Genomic DNA, 15,270 nt, shown 5'->3' with positions numbered 1-15,270 from the left:
TACATAGGCGCCAGATGCCAGAAGGGGGATCTTTGATGAACATCCAGAATCCGACCTTGGACCGGGCTCCGGAAGATACCGAGGCGAGGGCGGCGCTCGAACTGCTGCGCGCCTGGGCGCGGCGGGCGAGCGCCGAACAGCTGGCGGGACTCGATCCCGCGCTCCGCAGCCTTGCGGAGCCGGATCCGGCCTCGCCTTACCCGGCCTTTTCCCGGGAGTATCCGGCCGACTTCATCGTCGATCCCGAATACCGGGCCGAGCTTCCCGATCTGCAGAACGGCCCGGCGAGCCTTATTCTGGGCGCGCGCGAACAGATTCAGCACGTGGGAATATCGAATTTCCGCCTGCCGATCCGCTTTCACCGCCGCGACGGGGCGGATCTGACGCTCGAGACCTCGGTCACCGGCACGGTGAGCCTCGAGGCCGAGAAGAAGGGCATCAACATGTCCCGGATCATGCGCAGCTTTTATACCCATAGCGAGCGCACCTTCAGCTTCGAGGTGATCGAGGGGGCGCTGGACGACTACAAATCCGATCTCGAAAGCCTGGATGCGCGGATCCAGATGCGGTTTTCGTTTCCGGTCAAGATGACCAGCCTGCGGTCGGGGCTCGAGGGGTATCAGTATTACGATATCGCGCTCGAACTTGTTGAAAGCGACGGGCAGCGCCAGAAGATCATGCACCTGGATTACGTCTATTCCTCGACCTGCCCCTGTTCGCTCGAGCTTTCGGAACATGCGCGCTCGGCCCGCGGACAGCTTGCGACGCCGCATTCGCAGCGGTCGGTGGCGCGGGTCTCGGTTGCGCTGGTGCCGGACGGGCCCTGCATGTGGTTCGAGGATCTGATCGAGGCCTGCCGCCGCGCGGTTCCGACCGAAACCCAGGTCATGGTCAAGCGCGAGGACGAGCAGGCATTCGCGGAACTGAACGCGGCCAATCCGATCTTTGTCGAGGATGCGGTGCGGCTGTTCTGCGAACAGCTTCAGCGGGATCCCCGGATCGGCGATTTCCGCGTGGTGGCCAGCCACCAGGAAAGCCTGCACAGCCACGACGCGGTGAGCATGCTGGTGCAGGGCGATACCTTCGCCTCGGGCAGCATCGACCCGCGCCTTTTCCCGAGCATGTTCCACGTCGGCTGACCATCGGGCGGACGCGGGCCCACCCGGCGCGCGCCGCCCGTGCGGCTTGACAGCTTCGCACCGGGGCGCCAACGCTGCGCGTCATGTTTGATCTGCGCCCCATCGGCTATGTCATCGGCCTGCTGATCGCGATCCTGGGCGCGACCATGATCCTGCCCATGCTGGTCGATCTGGCGGAGGGGCGCGGACACTGGAGCGTCTTTCTGGAAAGCAGCGTCATAACCATGCTTTCGGGCGGGCTGATCGCGCTGTCCTGTTCGAACGGATTGCGGGCCGGGCTGAACATTCCGGAAACCATCCTGCTGACCAGCGGGGTCTGGGTCGTCCTGCCGCTGTTCGGGGCGCTGCCCCTGATGCTGGGCGAGAGCGAACTGCGCCTGCTCGACGCCTATTTCGAGGCCATGTCGGGGCTCACCACCACGGGATCGACGGTGATCACCGGGCTTGACGGCATGGCGCGCGGGATCCTGCTGTGGCGGGGCATCCTGCAATGGCTCGGCGGCATCGGGATCGTGGTCATGGCCATGGTCTTCCTGCCGGAACTCAGGGTCGGGGGGATGCAGATCTTCCGGGCCGAGGCCTTCGACACGATGGGAAAGATCCTGCCGAGGGCGACCGAGATCGCGGCGCAGATCTCGGTGATCTACATCTTTCTGACGCTGGCCTGCATGCTTTGCTATGTCCTGATCGGCATGTCGTTCTTCGACGCGACGGTGCATTCCTTCACCACCATCTCGACCGGCGGGTTCTCGAATTACGATATGTCCTTCGGCAGGTTCACGGGCCCGGCGGAATATGTCGCGGTGCTGTTCATGATCCTCGCCGTGCTTCCCTTCGTGCGTTACGTGCAGCTTGTGAACGGCAATGGCCGGCCGCTGCTGCGCGACAGCCAGGTGCGGGTGTTTGTCGGCATGCTGGCGGTTCTGGTCGCGGTCGTGGTCTTTGCCCTGATGCGCAGCCACTCGCACCCTTTTGAGCAGGCGCTGCGCGAATCGCTGTTCAACCTGACCTCGATTATCACCGGCACCGGCTATGCGAGCGCGGATTACATGCGCTGGGGGCCGTTCTTCATCGCGTTGTTCTTTTTCGTCGCGCTGATCGGCGGCTGTGCCGGTTCGACCACCTGTTCGATCAAGATTTTCCGGTATCAGCTTCTGTTTTCGTCGATCCGGGTGCAGTTGCAGCGCATTCGCACCCCGCATGGCCTGTTCACCCCGCGTTACGAGGGAAAGCCGGTGCCGCCCGAGACGCTGAATTCGGTCATGGTGTTCTTCGTGTTCTTTTTCGTGTCGCTCGGGTTGTTCTCGGTGGCGCTGTCGCTGACCGGGCTCGATTTCGTGACCGCGCTTTCCGGGGCGGCGACGGCCATGACGAATACCGGGCCCGGGCTTGGGCAACTGATCGGGCCGAGCGGCAATTTCGCCGGGCTGAACGATTCGGCGAAAGGGATCCTGATCCTCGCCATGCTGGTCGGGCGGCTCGAGCTCATGACCGTCTATGTCATGCTGACGCCGGCCTTCTGGCGCGCCTGAAAGGTTGTGCGGCGCGCCCGCCCGCTATTCCCAGCAGTTCACGAATACGGTCATCCCGTTCGCGAGCCGGGCAAACCCCGCCGGGGTGAGCGGCCCGGGCGCCGACTCCGGGGCGGTCTCTTGCGTATCGCCCGAATGCCGGTCGAGGAATCCGCGCAGCGCCCCGGCCCCGAGGCCCAGGCTCACGCCTTCGGGCAATTCGCGCGACGCATCGCCCCAGGGCAGCAGCATGGCGACGACCTCGCCCCCGGCATCGAGGATCGGCCCGCCCTCGTCGCCCGGCGTGGTCTTGAGCGACAGGCGCAGTTGCTCGCGCTCGCCCTCGAGCCCCCCGTTATCGGCCAGTTCCCCATGCGTGAGCACCGGCGCATCCAGCGCCCCGCCATAGGAATAGCCGGAAAGCGTCACGTCGGAGCGAAGCGGCAGCGGGCTGCTGCGTAGCCGGGCAAAACCCATGGGGACGCGCGGTTCTTCCGCCTCGATCAGCGCGAGCCCGAGCGTCTCGTCCTGCGCAAGCAGCCGCGCCTCATGGCCGTCGATGGTCAGGCGCGAGCAACTCGCCGCCACATCGGCGGTGGTGAGGACGCGCCCTTCATGATCGACGTAGAATCCCGAATGCCCCACCCGCGGCTTGCGCGTCTCCAGCCCCGCCACAAGGTCCAGATCCTCGGGCAGGGGCGCAGCCATGGCGGAATCGAGCACCCCGTCGCGGCGGGTAAAGCTTTCCTGCATCGCCGCCAGAACGCGGGTGCGGCGCATGTCGTCCCCCGCGGGCCAGACCAGAACGAATCCCTTGATCTCTCTGTCGTCCAGTGTCGCCTCGGCATGGGCGACCGAGGCATCATCGCGCCCCTCGATCACGAAGCGGCTGCCGCTGTTGTCGCGCGGCCCGGTGGTCGGGATGATGGTCAGGCTCTGGAGCACCTCGTAAAGCGCGGCGAGCGTGGCCTCGTTGCCGGCCTGGCTGATCAGGAGCACCTGCACCCCCGAATCCCCGGCCGGCCCGTAAACCGCGAAAGGCGATTCGTGGCGGGTGAAGGCGACCAGATTGCCGGGGATGCGCATTTCGATGCCGGCCTCCCGGTCATGGACCAGTTCCATCCCGGCCTCGGTCAGCGGCGCCTCGTATTGCGCGATCAGCGCCTCGCGCTCGCGCGTGGTCAGCACCCCGGTCGCCGGATAGCCGTTCGCGCCCTGCCAGTCGGCCATCGAGCGCCGCGTCCCGGCCCCGAAGGCACCGTCGATCGCGCCGGCGTAGAACCCGCCCGCACGCAGGGCCTGCTGGAGCGTCTGCCGCTCCTTGCCGCTCAGGAGCCGCTCTGCGGCACGGGCCTGTTCGGGGGTCTCGCCGGGGTCCTGCGGGGTTGCGGTTGCGCCGGGTTGCGCCGCATCCCTTTGCGCCGCGTCCGGATCGGGGCGGAGACTGTCGGGCAGGGTGGCGCTGTTCATGGCGGCGCCGACCGGCCAGAACCGCTGGCCAAGGCTGCCGGGCCGGGCGATGAAGGAATCGGCCGGGATCTGCGACTCGGTGCGATAGACCTGCAGCACGCGTTCCGCATCGGCGCGCGAATAGGGGCCAAGCACGATCGCATACCACCCCGATCCCAGCGCAAAACCGTTCACATCGGCAAGGTTGCGCCCCCAGTCGCGGGCGCGGGCCTCGGCTTCGCTGAGGGTGGGGCGCGCCTCGATCTGCACCCATGACATCTCGCGGCTGTCCTGCGCCGCGGCCGGAAGCGACAGCGCCATGAGCGCCACGATCAGGCAAGCAAGAACGGATTTCATCGGCCCTCTGGGTTCCTGTTGTGACGGCGGATCGCGCCGCAGATAAACAGGAAAGCCGGACCTTGGCCATGGCCGTTGATGCGGACCGCGTGGCCCTGTTGCGCCGTTGACCCTTTTCGCGCCCTTGCGTAGGTAAACGCAGGCACGGCGGGCCTTTGCCCGGCCTGCCGGTTCCGGCCCGGTCCGGCGGACAATCCAACGGGGGTTACTCCAGATGAGCAGCAGCAACAGCGGCGCGCCGCGCTCGTTTCAGGACATCCTGCTGCGGTTGCAGGATTATTGGGCCGCGCGCGGCTGCGCGATCCTGCAACCCTATGACATGGAGGTCGGCGCCGGCACCTTTCACCCCGCCACCACGCTGCGCAGTCTCGGGCCGCGCCCCTGGGCTGCGGCCTATGTGCAGCCCTCGCGCCGCCCGACCGACGGGCGCTATGGCGAGAACCCGAACCGCCTGCAGCATTATTACCAGTACCAGGTGCTGATGAAGCCGAGCCCGCCGGAGCTGCAGGATCTTTACCTTGGCAGCCTCGACGCGATCGGGATCGACATGGCGCTGCATGACATCCGCTTCGTCGAGGACGACTGGGAAAGCCCGACGCTCGGCGCCTGGGGGCTTGGCTGGGAGGTCTGGTGCGACGGCATGGAAATCAGCCAGTTCACCTATTTCCAGCAGGTCGGCGGGCAGGACTGCCATCCCGTTTCGGGTGAGCTGACCTATGGGCTCGAACGGCTCGCGATGTTCGTGCTCGGGGTCGATCACGTGATGAAGATGCCGTTCAACGCCCCGGACGCGCCGGTGCCGCTGACCTATGGCGACGTGTTCCGCCAGACCGAAGAGGAATACGCCCGCTGGAATTTCGACGTGGCCGACACGGCGATGCTGTTTCAGCATTTCGAGGATGCCGAGGCCGAATGCGCGGCGATTCTTGCCGCCCCGGCGCAGGATCCGGCCAGCGGCAAGCGCATCGTCATGGCGCATCCGGCCTATGACCAGTGCATCAAGGCGAGCCATGTCTTCAACCTGCTCGACGCGCGGGGCGTGATCTCCGTGACCGAACGGCAGGCCTATATCGGCCGGGTGCGGGCGCTGGCCCGCAGATGCGCCGAGGCGTTCCTTGCCACCGAAGCCGGCGGGTGGCAGGCATGAGCGGGCGCATCGTCGCCATTGTCATCCTCGCCTGCGGGCTGATCGCCGGGGCCGCGGTCTGGTATCTGCAGGTCTACGGCTATTATCACACGGTCGAGCCGGTGCAGGGGCGCGACGTCCGGCTTGCCGCGCGGGATTCGGGCGAACCGCAGCCGATCCCCTATGCCGATTTCCAGGCCATCGACGCCGAAAGCTCGCCGATCCGCTATCGCGCCTGTTTCACCACCACAGCCGACCCGGCCGCGCTCGCCCGCGACCACCAGACGCTCAAGGACCGCGTGCCGCGCATCGGGCCGTTCTGGTTCCGCTGTTTCGATGCCGGAAAGATCGACGAGGCTATCCAGTCCGGGCGCGCGACGCTGTTCGTTGGTGAATCCAACATCTCCTACGGCGTTGATCGCATCATCGCGATCACCGAAGACGGCCATGGCTATGTCTGGCACGACCTCAACGACTGCGGCGAAAAGGCCTATGACGGCACCGAGCTTGGCGCGGATTGCCCGCCGCTTCCGAATGCGAAAGGGGGCGAGTGATGCCCGATCTTCTGGTCGAACTGCTGTCGGAGGAAATCCCCGCGCGGATGCAGGAAAACGCGGCCCTCGTGCTGAAGAAGCGCATGACCGACGGGCTGGTCGAGGCGGGGCTGACCTATGCCCATGCCGCCGCTTTCGCCACGCCCCGCCGCCTTGCGCTGGCCATCGAGGGGCTGTCCGAGGGGTCGCGCGCGCTGCGCGAGGAACGCAAGGGCCCGCGCGTCGGTGCGCCCGACAAGGCGGTCGAGGGGTTCGCCCGGGGCGCCGGGGTGGATGTTGCCGCGCTCGAGCGGCGCGAGACGCCGAAGGGCGAGATCTGGTTCGCGGTGATCGAACGGCCGGGCCGCGGCGCGGACCAGATCGTGGCCGAGGTGCTGGATGCGGTGATCCGCGATTTTCCCTGGCCCAAATCCATGCGCTGGGGCACGGGAACCCTGCGTTGGGTGCGGCCGCTGCAGTCGATCCTCTGCATCCTGACGGACGGCGCGGGTGCGCAGGTGGTGCCCTTGCAGATCGAGGCGATCACCGCGGGCGACACCACCGAGGGGCATCGCTTCATGGCGCCGGGGCGGTTCGCGGTCACGGGGTTCGAGGAGTACGCCGAGCGTCTCAAGCATGCCCATGTGGTGCTCTCGGGCGCGGAGCGCGCCGACCACATCCGCAACGAGGCCGAAAACCTTGCCTTTGCCACCGGGCTCGACCTGATCGAGGATCCGGCGCTGCTGGCCGAGGTTGCGGGGCTGGTCGAATGGCCGGTGGTCCTGATGGGCGAGATCGAGGAGCGATTCCTCGACCTGCCGCCCGAGGTGCTGCGGACGTCCATGCGCGAACACCAGAAATTCTTTTCCCTGCGCGATGCGAAAACGGGGCGGATCCTGCGCTTCATCACCGTGGCGAACCGCGACACCGCGGACGGCGGCGCGACCATCCTTGCCGGCAACCAGAAGGTGCTGGCGGCCCGGCTTTCGGATGCGCGGTTCTTCTGGGAAAACGACCTGCGCGAGGCGTGCGCGGGCATGAAGGACTGGGCCGAGGGGCTGAAATCGGTCACGTTCCACAACAGGCTCGGCTCGCAGGCCGAGCGGGTGGAGCGCATCGCGGCGCTCGCGCGGGAAATCGCGCCGCTGGTCGGGGCCGATGCGGACCTTGCCGAACAGGCGGCACGGCTTGCAAAGCTCGACCTGCGCTCCGAAATGGTGGGCGAATTCCCCGAACTCCAGGGCGTGATGGGGCGCTATTACGCACTCGAATCCGGCGCGCCCATCGCGGTCGCGGATGCCGCGCGCGACCATTATTCGCCGCTGGGACCGACCGACGCCGTTCCGACCGCGCCGGTTTCGGTCGCCGTGGCGCTTGCGGACAAGATCGACACGCTGACCGGGTTCTGGGCGATTGATGAAAAGCCGACCGGCAGCAAGGATCCCTTTGCGCTGCGTCGGGCGGCACTGGGTGTGGTCCGGCTGGTGCTGGAGAACGGCTTGCACGCGCGGCTGGGCGATGTTCTTGCAAAGGGGCATGCCGGACATGACCGGGCGGACCTCCTGTCCTTCCTCCACGACCGCCTGAAAGTTCACCTGCGCGACGAGGGCATCCGCCATGACGTGATCGACGCCTGCATCGGCATGGAGGGGAGCGATGACCTCGTGCTGCTGGTGCACCGGGCGCGGGCGCTTGATGCGGTGCTCAGGACGGGGGACGGCGAGAACCTGCTGCAGGGTTTCCGGCGCGCGCATAACATCCTGACCCAGGCCGAGGAACGCGACGGGGTGGAGTATTCCTTCGGCGCCGATGCGAAATTTGCCGAAGACCCGGCCGAATCCGCGCTGTTTTCGGCGCTTGATAAGGCCGAGCCCGAGATTCGCGCGGCGCTCGAACGCGAGGACTTCGCCACCGCCATGAGCGCGATGGCTGCATTGCGCGCGCCGATCGACGCGTTTTTCGAGGCGGTGCAGATCAACACCGACAACGCGGTTCTGCGCCGCAACCGGCTGAATCTCCTGCACCGGATCTGCGCGACCTGCCGCGAGGTGGCGGATCTCTCGCGCATCGGTTGAACCACGCCCGGCGGTGCCGAGGGGGCGACATATGCGTCCGGGCGCCGCGATCGCCGGCCCATTGCCGCAAGGGAAGACAGGATCTTTTCCTTGCGTCCCGTCCCGTGGTTCTTATGTTGCACCGGCATGGAGGGTGCTGCGGTGCAGAATGATCCCGATATCACGCTGATCACGCCAAACGCGCCGATCAAGGCAGCGACTCACGGCGGGCGGGCCAAGTGTCTGCAACGGCTGGTGCGGCTCGACATGCCGGTGCCCCGGACGGTGGCGCTGTCCTTTTCCGCGGTGCGGCGCACGGCGGCGGGCAACCTGCCGAATATCCGCCTCATTCTCGAACAGTTCGATGCCGGCAGCCTGCTTTGCGTGCGCCCCTCGTCCGAGGATCCGGATTGGGGCGGGCCCGGCGCGGTGCTGAACATCGGCATGAACGACGACCACCAGGCGCGGCTGTCCGAACTGATGGGGGCAGAGGCCGCGACGCGGCTCTATTGCCGCTTCGTGCAGGCCTATGCGGTGCATGTGGCGCGGCTCGACCCCGATCTTTTCGACGACCTTCCCGAGGACGAATGCGAAGGTCTGGCGGAAACGCTGCGCATCTACGAGGCCGAGACCGAAGAGCCCTTTCCGCAGAACCGGGGCGATCAGCTTGCCGGGGTGCTCCAGTCCATGGCGCGTGCCTGGAGCAGCACCTCGGCGCGGCTCCTGCGGCAGGCCAAGGGGGCGCCCGCCGAGGCGGGGCTCGGCCTTGTGGTGCAGCAGATGATCCCGATGGTCGGCACGTCGGAATGCGGCGCGGGGGTGCTTCAGCTTGTCGATTCCGAAACCGGGCTGCCGCAGATCACCGGACGCTATCTCAGCCGGGGGCAGGGGCGCGAGGCGCTGGGCGCGAAGTCGGCGCTTTATCTCGAACACGATCCCCGCGGGCCGTCGCTCGAAGATGTGGCGCCCGAGGCATTTGCCAGGCTGAAAGCCTATGCCGCGCGGATGCGGCAGCGGCTGCGCGAGGAAATGCAGGTCGAGTTCCTGATCGAGAACGGCCACGTGCACCTTCTGGATGGCGTGCGCGTGCAGCGCAGCAGCCGCGCCGCCGTGCGCATCGCCGTCCGGCTTGCGGAGGACGGCATCATTTCCCGCGAGGAGGCGGTGCTGCGGATCGAGCCGAGCAGCGTCAATTCGCTGCTGCACCGCCAGGTCGCGCCGGGGGTGCGGCGCGACGTGCTGGCGCGGGGGATCGCCGCAAGCCCCGGCGCCGCCCGCGGGCGGGTCGTGTTCACCTCTGCCGAAGCGCTGGCATCGGCCGCCCGCGAGGAGCCCTGCGTGCTCCTGCGCCGCGAGACCTCGCCCGAGGATGTCCGGGGCATGCATGCAGCGGTTGCCGTGGTGACCGTGCGCGGCGGCATGTCGAGCCATGCGGCCGTGATTGCCCGCGGCTTTGGCCTGCCCTGTATCGTCGGCGCCACCTCGCTGCGGTTCGAAAGCGGCAAGGGGCCGGTCAAGACCGCTGACGGGCGGGTTCTTCAGGCCGGCGACATCGTCACCGTGGACGGCACCTCCGGGCAGATCCTGGCGGGCGAGCCGCGCCTGCTCGAGGCGGCGCAGGACGATGCCTTCCAGGTGCTGATGCAATGGGCGGACCGTGCCCGCGACATCGAGATCCGTGCCAATGCCGACACGCCCGAGGATGCCCGCCTCGCGCGCGATTTCAAGGCGCAGGGCGTCGGCCTGTGCCGGACCGAACACATGTTCGTCGATCCCGGCCGCCTGACCGTGCTGCACCAGATGATCTTTACCGATTCCAGCGAGAACCGGGCCGAGGTTCTGGCCCGGCTGCTGCCCATGCAGCGCGAGGATTTCACCCAGCTTTTCCGCATCATGGAGGGAAAGCCGGTCTGCATCCGCCTGTTCGATCCGCCGCTGCACGAATTTCTGCCCGCGACCCGCAGCGGGCAGCGCGAACTGGCCGAGGCGCTGGACCTGCCGGTGTCGGACGTCACCCGCCGGATCGAGGCCATGGCGGAATACAACCCGATGCTCGGGCTGCGCGGCGTGCGGCTGGGCGTAACCGTGCCGGAAATCTACGAGATGCAGGCCCGCGCGATCTTCGAGGCCGCGCTCCGCGCCGGCGAGGAAGGCGCGCCGCTCGTGCCCGATATCATGATCCCGCTGGTTTCGGCCGCGCGCGAGGTCGAACTGGTGCGGGCGCATATCGACCGTGTGGCGGCGGCGGTGCGGGCCGAGACCGGGCGCCATTTCGCCTATCGGCTGGGCGTCATGGTCGAAACGCCGCGCGCCTGCCTGCGCGCCGGCGAGATCGCGCCGCTGGTCGATTTCCTGAGCTTCGGCACCAATGACCTCACGCAGATGACCTATGGCCTGTCGCGCGACGATGCCGGGCGGTTCATGTCGCTTTACGTGCAGCAGGGCGTCTATGCCGAGGATCCGTTCCATGTGCTCGACCTCGACGGGGTGGGCGAGCTGCTGGAGATCGCCGCCACCCGCAGCCGCGCCGCGCGCCCCAAGATCACCCTGTCGATCTGCGGCGAGCATGGCGGCAACCCCGATTCGATCGCCTTCTGTCGCGATGCCGGCTTCGATTATGTCTCCTGTTCACCGTTCCGGGTGCCGCTGGCCCGGCTCGCGGCGGCGCAGTTCGCGATCCGCAGCCGGCTGGGCGATCTGCCCTGGTCCCGCGACATTTCCCCGCACGGCGGAGCCGGGCCGCATTATCCGGCATGAATCGGCAGATCTTGACCGATTTTCCCGGTCAGGATCCTGAAACTGGACCTCTCGTCCTCTGCAGGCTAATGGCCGGTCCCGTCTGCTGCATTTGATTCTGCTGCAATTCAATTGCGCCTCCGGGGCGTGTCTCGAAAGGGAACGCATGAATAGACATTTCGTTGCGGTTGCGCTGGCAACCGCCTTCGCCGCCATGCTGCCGATACACCAGACGCGGGCCGAATCGACGATCCATCCAGAAGCCAAATCCGCCGCCCCGGCCAAGGGTGCCGACTTCGGGCTGGTCGAATCCAATACGGCGGACCCGGCGCAGGTCGCGACCAAGGTTGCCGCCGCTTCGACCGGGCCGGCCACATCGCCGCGCCCGCCGGCCGAACTGCCGAAATGGATCGGCAAGGTGAGCTTCACCCGCTCCTGGATCGACAGTCAGCCCAAGGCGCAAGGGGGCGAGGAATTTGCCTGCCTGGCCGAGGCGCTTTATTTCGAGGCGCGGGGCGAGGCCATCCGCGGCCAGTTCGCGGTCGCCGAAGTCATCCTCAACCGCACGCGGGCTGCGCAATATCCCAAGACCGTCTGCGGAGTGGTGCGGCAGGGCGCCGGCAACAGCTGCCAGTTCTCCTATGCCTGCGACGGCAAATCCGAGACGATCAGCGAAAAGCGCGCCTTCGAGCGGGTCGCCAAGGTTGCGCGGGCGACGCTCGACGGGACGGTGCCTGCGCTGACCGGCGGTGCGACGCATTTCCATGCCCGCCACGTGCAGCCGTCCTGGGCCCACACCTATGTGCGCACCGCGGAAATCGGATCGCATCTTTTCTATCGCGACAGCTATCAGACCGCGAGCATCAACTGATCGCCACCCGCCACGGCACCGGAACGATCGGGGCAAGATACAGGGTTCAGATCGCTGCCGAACCGCGCTAGAAGGCCGTTCCAGGCTCGGAACCGGGCTTGTGTCATACTGCATTCCCGAAGGGCCGCCCACTCATGGACAGCGAGATCCGCACCGCTTTTGCACATCCCTCAGAGCGGGCCGAAGCCATGCGCATGAACAACCCGCTCGACCGGATTTCGGTGCGCGACCACATCGTCGAGGTCGAGATCGGCGCCTTTCAGGACGAACGCGGCACCATTCAGCGGGTGCGCTTCAACATCGTGGTCGAGGTGCGCCCCCTGACTGATCCGGTCGATGACGATGTGGACCGGATCCTGTCCTATGACCGCGTGACCGAGGCGATCGCGGAATCCCTTGCCGAGGAACGGCTCAACCTGCTCGAAACCCTGGCCGAGCGCGTGGCGGCGCGGATCCTGCGGGCCTCGCAGGCGGTGCGGGTGTTCGTGCGTATCGAAAAGCTCGACCGGGGGCCCGGCGCGCTCGGGGTCGAAATCGTGCGCTCGCGCGAGGCCCGCGTTCAGGCCGCCGGTGCGCCCGCCGACAACGGGGCGCGCCCTCATCCCCGGCTTGTGTTTCTCGGCAACGGCGCCATCGCTTCGGCCAATCTGCCGGACTGGATCGACCAGGCGCGCGCCGGCGGCCAGCCGCTGATCCTCTGCGTCGGCGCGCCCGATTTCGAGGTGCCCGAAACGGGCCACCGCATGACGCAGCGCCGCATCGACCTGCTGGCGATCGAGCAGAACGCCTGGGTGCTGGCGGCGCGCGATGAGCGCTGCAAGGTCGTGGCGACCCGGACCGAGCTCGACTGGGCGATGAAGAATGGCCAGATCAGCGTCTGGGCGCCGTCCAAGATCGTGCTCGACGCGGTTGACGGCCCGGCGGTCGGGCGCGGCGACGCGGTGGCGCTCGCCGCCTGGTTCGCGGCCAGCTTCGAGGCGAGCGAAATGATCGTGATCGGCGCCGGCCTTCCCGAAACGGCGGATGTCGCCATGCGCGCGGTGCCGCTCGACCAGGTGACGCTGTGAGCGCGCCGCGGTTCCGGCCGCTCGTGCAATGCGGCGAGGGCCGCCCCGGCGGGGCGCTGCCGCTGACCGGCGGGCCGCTCTGGTTCACCCATGTCGAGCGGCTTGAACGCGCCATGCCCCCGCGCATTCTGCCTGCGACCGACCTGCCTGCCGACTGGCGCGAGGCCCTGACCGCGCCGCGCCCGGCCATTGCCGGGCTCAGGCTGGATCGGCCCCGGATCATGGGAATCCTGAACGTCACCCCCGACAGTTTCTCGGACGGGGGGGTCCACGGGGATTTCACCGCCGCGCGGCAGGGGGCGCTGGCCATGGTGGCCGCTGGCGCCGACATGATCGACATCGGCGGCGAATCGACCCGTCCCGGATCCTCCGCGATCGGCGAGGCCGAAGAGATCGCCCGCGCGTTGCCCGTGATCGAAGCGCTTTCGCAGGAGACCCGCACGCCGATCTCGATCGACACCCGCAAGGCAACGGTGGCGGCGGCCGCGCTCGATGCCGGCGCGGCGTTGGTGAATGACGTTTCGGCCTTTGCCTATGACGCGGCGCTTGCCCCGCTCTGCGCCGCGCGGGGCGTTCCGGTCTGCGTCATGCACAGCAAGGGCGACCCGAAGACCATGCAGGACGATCCGCGCTATGACGACGTGCTGCTTGATGTTTATGACGCGCTGGAAGAACGCATCGCGCTGCTGGTGAGCGCCGGCATCCCGCGTAGCGCGATCCTTGCGGATCCGGGCATCGGTTTCGGCAAGACGCATGAGCACAATCTTACGCTCCTGCGCAGTATCGGCCTGTTTCACGGTCTTGGCTGCGCGATTCTGCTTGGTGTGTCGCGCAAGGGCTTCATCGGGCGTTTCGGGCGCGAGAAACGGGCCGAGGCGCGGGCGCCCGGCTCGATCGCGGTCGGGCTTGCCGGGCTTGCGCAGGGGGTGCAGGTTCTGCGGGTTCATGACGTGGCCGAGACCGCGCAGGCGGTGCGGCTCTGGCAGGCGGTGCATTTCGGAGCAGAGGAGATTGCGGATGCGTGAACTTTTCGGAACCGATGGCGTGCGCGGCACGGCCAACCTGCACCCGATGACGGCCGAGATGGCGCTTCGCATCGGGGCCGCGGCCGGTTGCCATTTCCACCGCGAGGATGGCGGCAGCCACCGCGTGGTGATCGGCAAGGACACGCGCCTTTCCGGCTACATGTTCGAAAACGCACTGACGGCGGGGCTGACCAGCACCGGCATGGATGTGCTTCTGCTCGGGCCGGTTCCGACCCCGGCGGTCGGGCTCATGACGCGCTCGATGCGGGCCGACCTCGGCGTGATGATTTCCGCCAGTCACAACCCGGCGCCGGACAACGGCATCAAGTTCTTCGGCCCGGACGGGTTCAAGCTGTCGGATCGGGCCGAGGCCGCGATCGAGCGCCTGATCGAGTCCGGTGTCGAGCCCGCCCCGGCCGAGGGCATCGGGCGGGCAAAGCGCGTGGATGACGCACGGTTCCGCTATGGCGAGCGGATCAAGGCGTCGCTGCCGCGCGGGCTTGGCCTCAGGGGGCTGCGGGTGGTGATCGACTGCGCGAACGGCGCGGCCTATCGCGCCGCGCCCGAAATCCTGTGGGAACTGGGCGCGACGGTGATCCCGCTCGGGGTCGAACCGGATGGCTTCAACATCAACCGCGACTGCGGCTCCACCAGCCCCGGGGCGGCGGCGAAACTGGTGGTCGAGCGGGGCGCGGATGTGGGCATCTGCCTTGACGGCGACGCGGATCGCGTGATCCTGATCGACGAGCAGGGCAGGGTTGCCGATGGCGACCAGTTGATGGCGCTGCTCGCGATCCGCCATGCGGCGGCTGGGCGGCTTGCGGGCCGGGCGCTGGTCGCGACGGTGATGTCGAACCTCGGGCTTGAACGCCATCTTTCGGCCCATGACATCGCGCTCGAACGCACGGCTGTCGGCGATCGCTACGTGGTCGAGCGGATGCGTGAGGGCGGCTTCAATCTGGGCGGCGAACAGTCCGGCCATATCGTCATGAGCGACCACGCGACCACCGGCGACGGGCTGATGGCGGGCCTGCATTTCCTGGCCGAGATGGTCGCTTCAGAACGGCGTGCGGGCGAGCTCCTGTGCCAGTTCGAGCCGGTGCCGCAGCTTCTGCGCAATGTCCGCTACAGTGCCGGCGAGGCGCCGCTCGAAGCGGCCGGGGTCAAGGCGGCGATCGCCGAATCCGAGGCCGAGATCAGCGGCCGGGGGCGGCTCCTGATCCGCCGGTCGGGTACTGAGCCGCTGGTGCGCGTCATGGCCGAATCCGAGGACGAAGTCCTCATGCAGCGGGTGGTCGAGCGGGTGATCGCCGCGGTCGAGCGATCCGGGGCCTGACATGGCCCGGCTGACCGGGTGCCCGCCGCGGGGGCACGGATAAGGAAAATCCCCGGATGCGCGTGC

Annotated in this window: 11 protein-coding genes; 10 read left to right on the top strand and 1 reads right to left on the bottom strand. The window is 67.6% G+C overall.

The features are described from left to right. Nucleotides 1–35 precede the first annotated feature (35 nt). Nucleotides 36–1,139 (top strand): GTP cyclohydrolase FolE2, encoded by a 1,104-nt coding sequence (folE2, locus tag B0B01_RS03815; protein ID WP_076647635.1) that lies wholly within the window; start codon nucleotides 36–38, stop codon nucleotides 1,137–1,139. Between the two features lie 83 nt (nucleotides 1,140–1,222). Next, complete coding sequence (locus tag B0B01_RS03810; protein ID WP_076647632.1) at nucleotides 1,223–2,671, top strand: TrkH family potassium uptake protein; 1,449 nt, start codon at nucleotides 1,223–1,225, stop codon at nucleotides 2,669–2,671. Nucleotides 2,672–2,695: 24 nt separating this feature from the next. Here B0B01_RS03810 and B0B01_RS03805 read toward each other — a convergent pair whose 3' ends face one another. After that, entirely contained in the window at nucleotides 2,696–4,456 is a 1,761-nt protein-coding gene (locus B0B01_RS03805; protein WP_076647629.1) for a serine protease, read from the bottom strand. 214 nt (nucleotides 4,457–4,670) lie between these two features. On the opposite strand from B0B01_RS03805, the gene B0B01_RS03800 reads away from it, so the two are divergent. The 8 genes from B0B01_RS03800 (at nucleotide 4,671) to glmM (ending at nucleotide 15,204) form a co-directional block, all read left to right on the top strand. After that, complete coding sequence (locus tag B0B01_RS03800; RefSeq protein WP_076647624.1) at nucleotides 4,671–5,603, top strand: glycine--tRNA ligase subunit alpha; 933 nt, start codon at nucleotides 4,671–4,673, stop codon at nucleotides 5,601–5,603. After that, on the top strand, nucleotides 5,600–6,136 hold the full coding sequence (locus B0B01_RS03795; RefSeq protein WP_076647621.1) for a DUF6446 family protein: 537 nt from the start codon (nucleotides 5,600–5,602) through the stop codon (nucleotides 6,134–6,136). The genes B0B01_RS03800 and B0B01_RS03795 overlap by 4 nt, the downstream gene beginning before the upstream one ends. Beyond that, nucleotides 6,136–8,190 carry a glycine--tRNA ligase subunit beta gene (gene glyS, locus B0B01_RS03790; RefSeq protein ID WP_076647618.1) on the top strand — a complete coding sequence of 685 codons (2,055 nt, stop codon included), beginning with the start codon at nucleotides 6,136–6,138 and terminating at the stop codon, nucleotides 8,188–8,190. Before B0B01_RS03795 ends, glyS begins: the two co-directional genes overlap by 1 nt. A gap of 126 nt (nucleotides 8,191–8,316) precedes the next feature. Next, on the top strand, nucleotides 8,317–10,926 hold the full coding sequence (locus tag B0B01_RS03785; RefSeq protein ID WP_076647615.1) for a putative PEP-binding protein: 2,610 nt from the start codon (nucleotides 8,317–8,319) through the stop codon (nucleotides 10,924–10,926). A 145-nt stretch (nucleotides 10,927–11,071) separates the two neighbouring features. Next, nucleotides 11,072–11,776, top strand: coding sequence for a cell wall hydrolase (locus B0B01_RS03780; RefSeq protein ID WP_076647612.1), 705 nt, complete (start codon nucleotides 11,072–11,074; stop codon nucleotides 11,774–11,776). Nucleotides 11,777–11,910: 134 nt separating this feature from the next. Then, nucleotides 11,911–12,843, top strand: a complete 933-nt coding sequence (locus tag B0B01_RS03775) for a dihydroneopterin aldolase (protein WP_076647609.1) — start codon at nucleotides 11,911–11,913, stop codon at nucleotides 12,841–12,843. Further along, the gene (folP, locus tag B0B01_RS03770; RefSeq protein ID WP_076647605.1) at nucleotides 12,840–13,868 is read left to right on the top strand and encodes a dihydropteroate synthase; all 1,029 of its coding nucleotides are present in this window, start codon (nucleotides 12,840–12,842) and stop codon (nucleotides 13,866–13,868) included. The genes B0B01_RS03775 and folP overlap by 4 nt, the downstream gene beginning before the upstream one ends. Further along, complete coding sequence (gene glmM / locus B0B01_RS03765) at nucleotides 13,861–15,204, top strand: phosphoglucosamine mutase (RefSeq protein ID WP_076647602.1); 1,344 nt, start codon at nucleotides 13,861–13,863, stop codon at nucleotides 15,202–15,204. Before folP ends, glmM begins: the two co-directional genes overlap by 8 nt. The last annotated feature ends 66 nt before the right edge of the window (nucleotides 15,205–15,270 follow it).

Source organism: Pontibaca methylaminivorans, assembly GCF_900156525.1.
GTDB lineage: Bacteria > Pseudomonadota > Alphaproteobacteria > Rhodobacterales > Rhodobacteraceae > Pontibaca > Pontibaca methylaminivorans.
Note: the sequence above shows the minus strand (reverse complement) of the source record. Positions and strands in the feature narration are given on the sequence as shown.

What these genes read in the sequence shown, in the direction of transcription:
- glyS (WP_076647618.1), top strand. Translation starts at nt 6,136, where the DNA reads ATGCCCGATCTTCTGGTCGAACTGCTGTCGGAGGAAATCCCCGCGCGG.
- B0B01_RS03780 (WP_076647612.1), top strand. Translation starts at nt 11,072, where the DNA reads ATGAATAGACATTTCGTTGCGGTTGCGCTGGCAACCGCCTTCGCCGCC.
- B0B01_RS03805 (WP_076647629.1), bottom strand. Translation starts at nt 4,456, where the DNA reads ATGAAATCCGTTCTTGCTTGCCTGATCGTGGCGCTCATGGCGCTGTCG.
- B0B01_RS03795 (WP_076647621.1), top strand. Translation starts at nt 5,600, where the DNA reads ATGAGCGGGCGCATCGTCGCCATTGTCATCCTCGCCTGCGGGCTGATC.
- B0B01_RS03785 (WP_076647615.1), top strand. Translation starts at nt 8,317, where the DNA reads ATGGAGGGTGCTGCGGTGCAGAATGATCCCGATATCACGCTGATCACG.
- B0B01_RS03810 (WP_076647632.1), top strand. Translation starts at nt 1,223, where the DNA reads ATGTTTGATCTGCGCCCCATCGGCTATGTCATCGGCCTGCTGATCGCG.
- B0B01_RS03775 (WP_076647609.1), top strand. Translation starts at nt 11,911, where the DNA reads ATGGACAGCGAGATCCGCACCGCTTTTGCACATCCCTCAGAGCGGGCC.
- folE2 (WP_076647635.1), top strand. Translation starts at nt 36, where the DNA reads ATGAACATCCAGAATCCGACCTTGGACCGGGCTCCGGAAGATACCGAG.
- glmM (WP_076647602.1), top strand. Translation starts at nt 13,861, where the DNA reads ATGCGTGAACTTTTCGGAACCGATGGCGTGCGCGGCACGGCCAACCTG.
- B0B01_RS03800 (WP_076647624.1), top strand. Translation starts at nt 4,671, where the DNA reads ATGAGCAGCAGCAACAGCGGCGCGCCGCGCTCGTTTCAGGACATCCTG.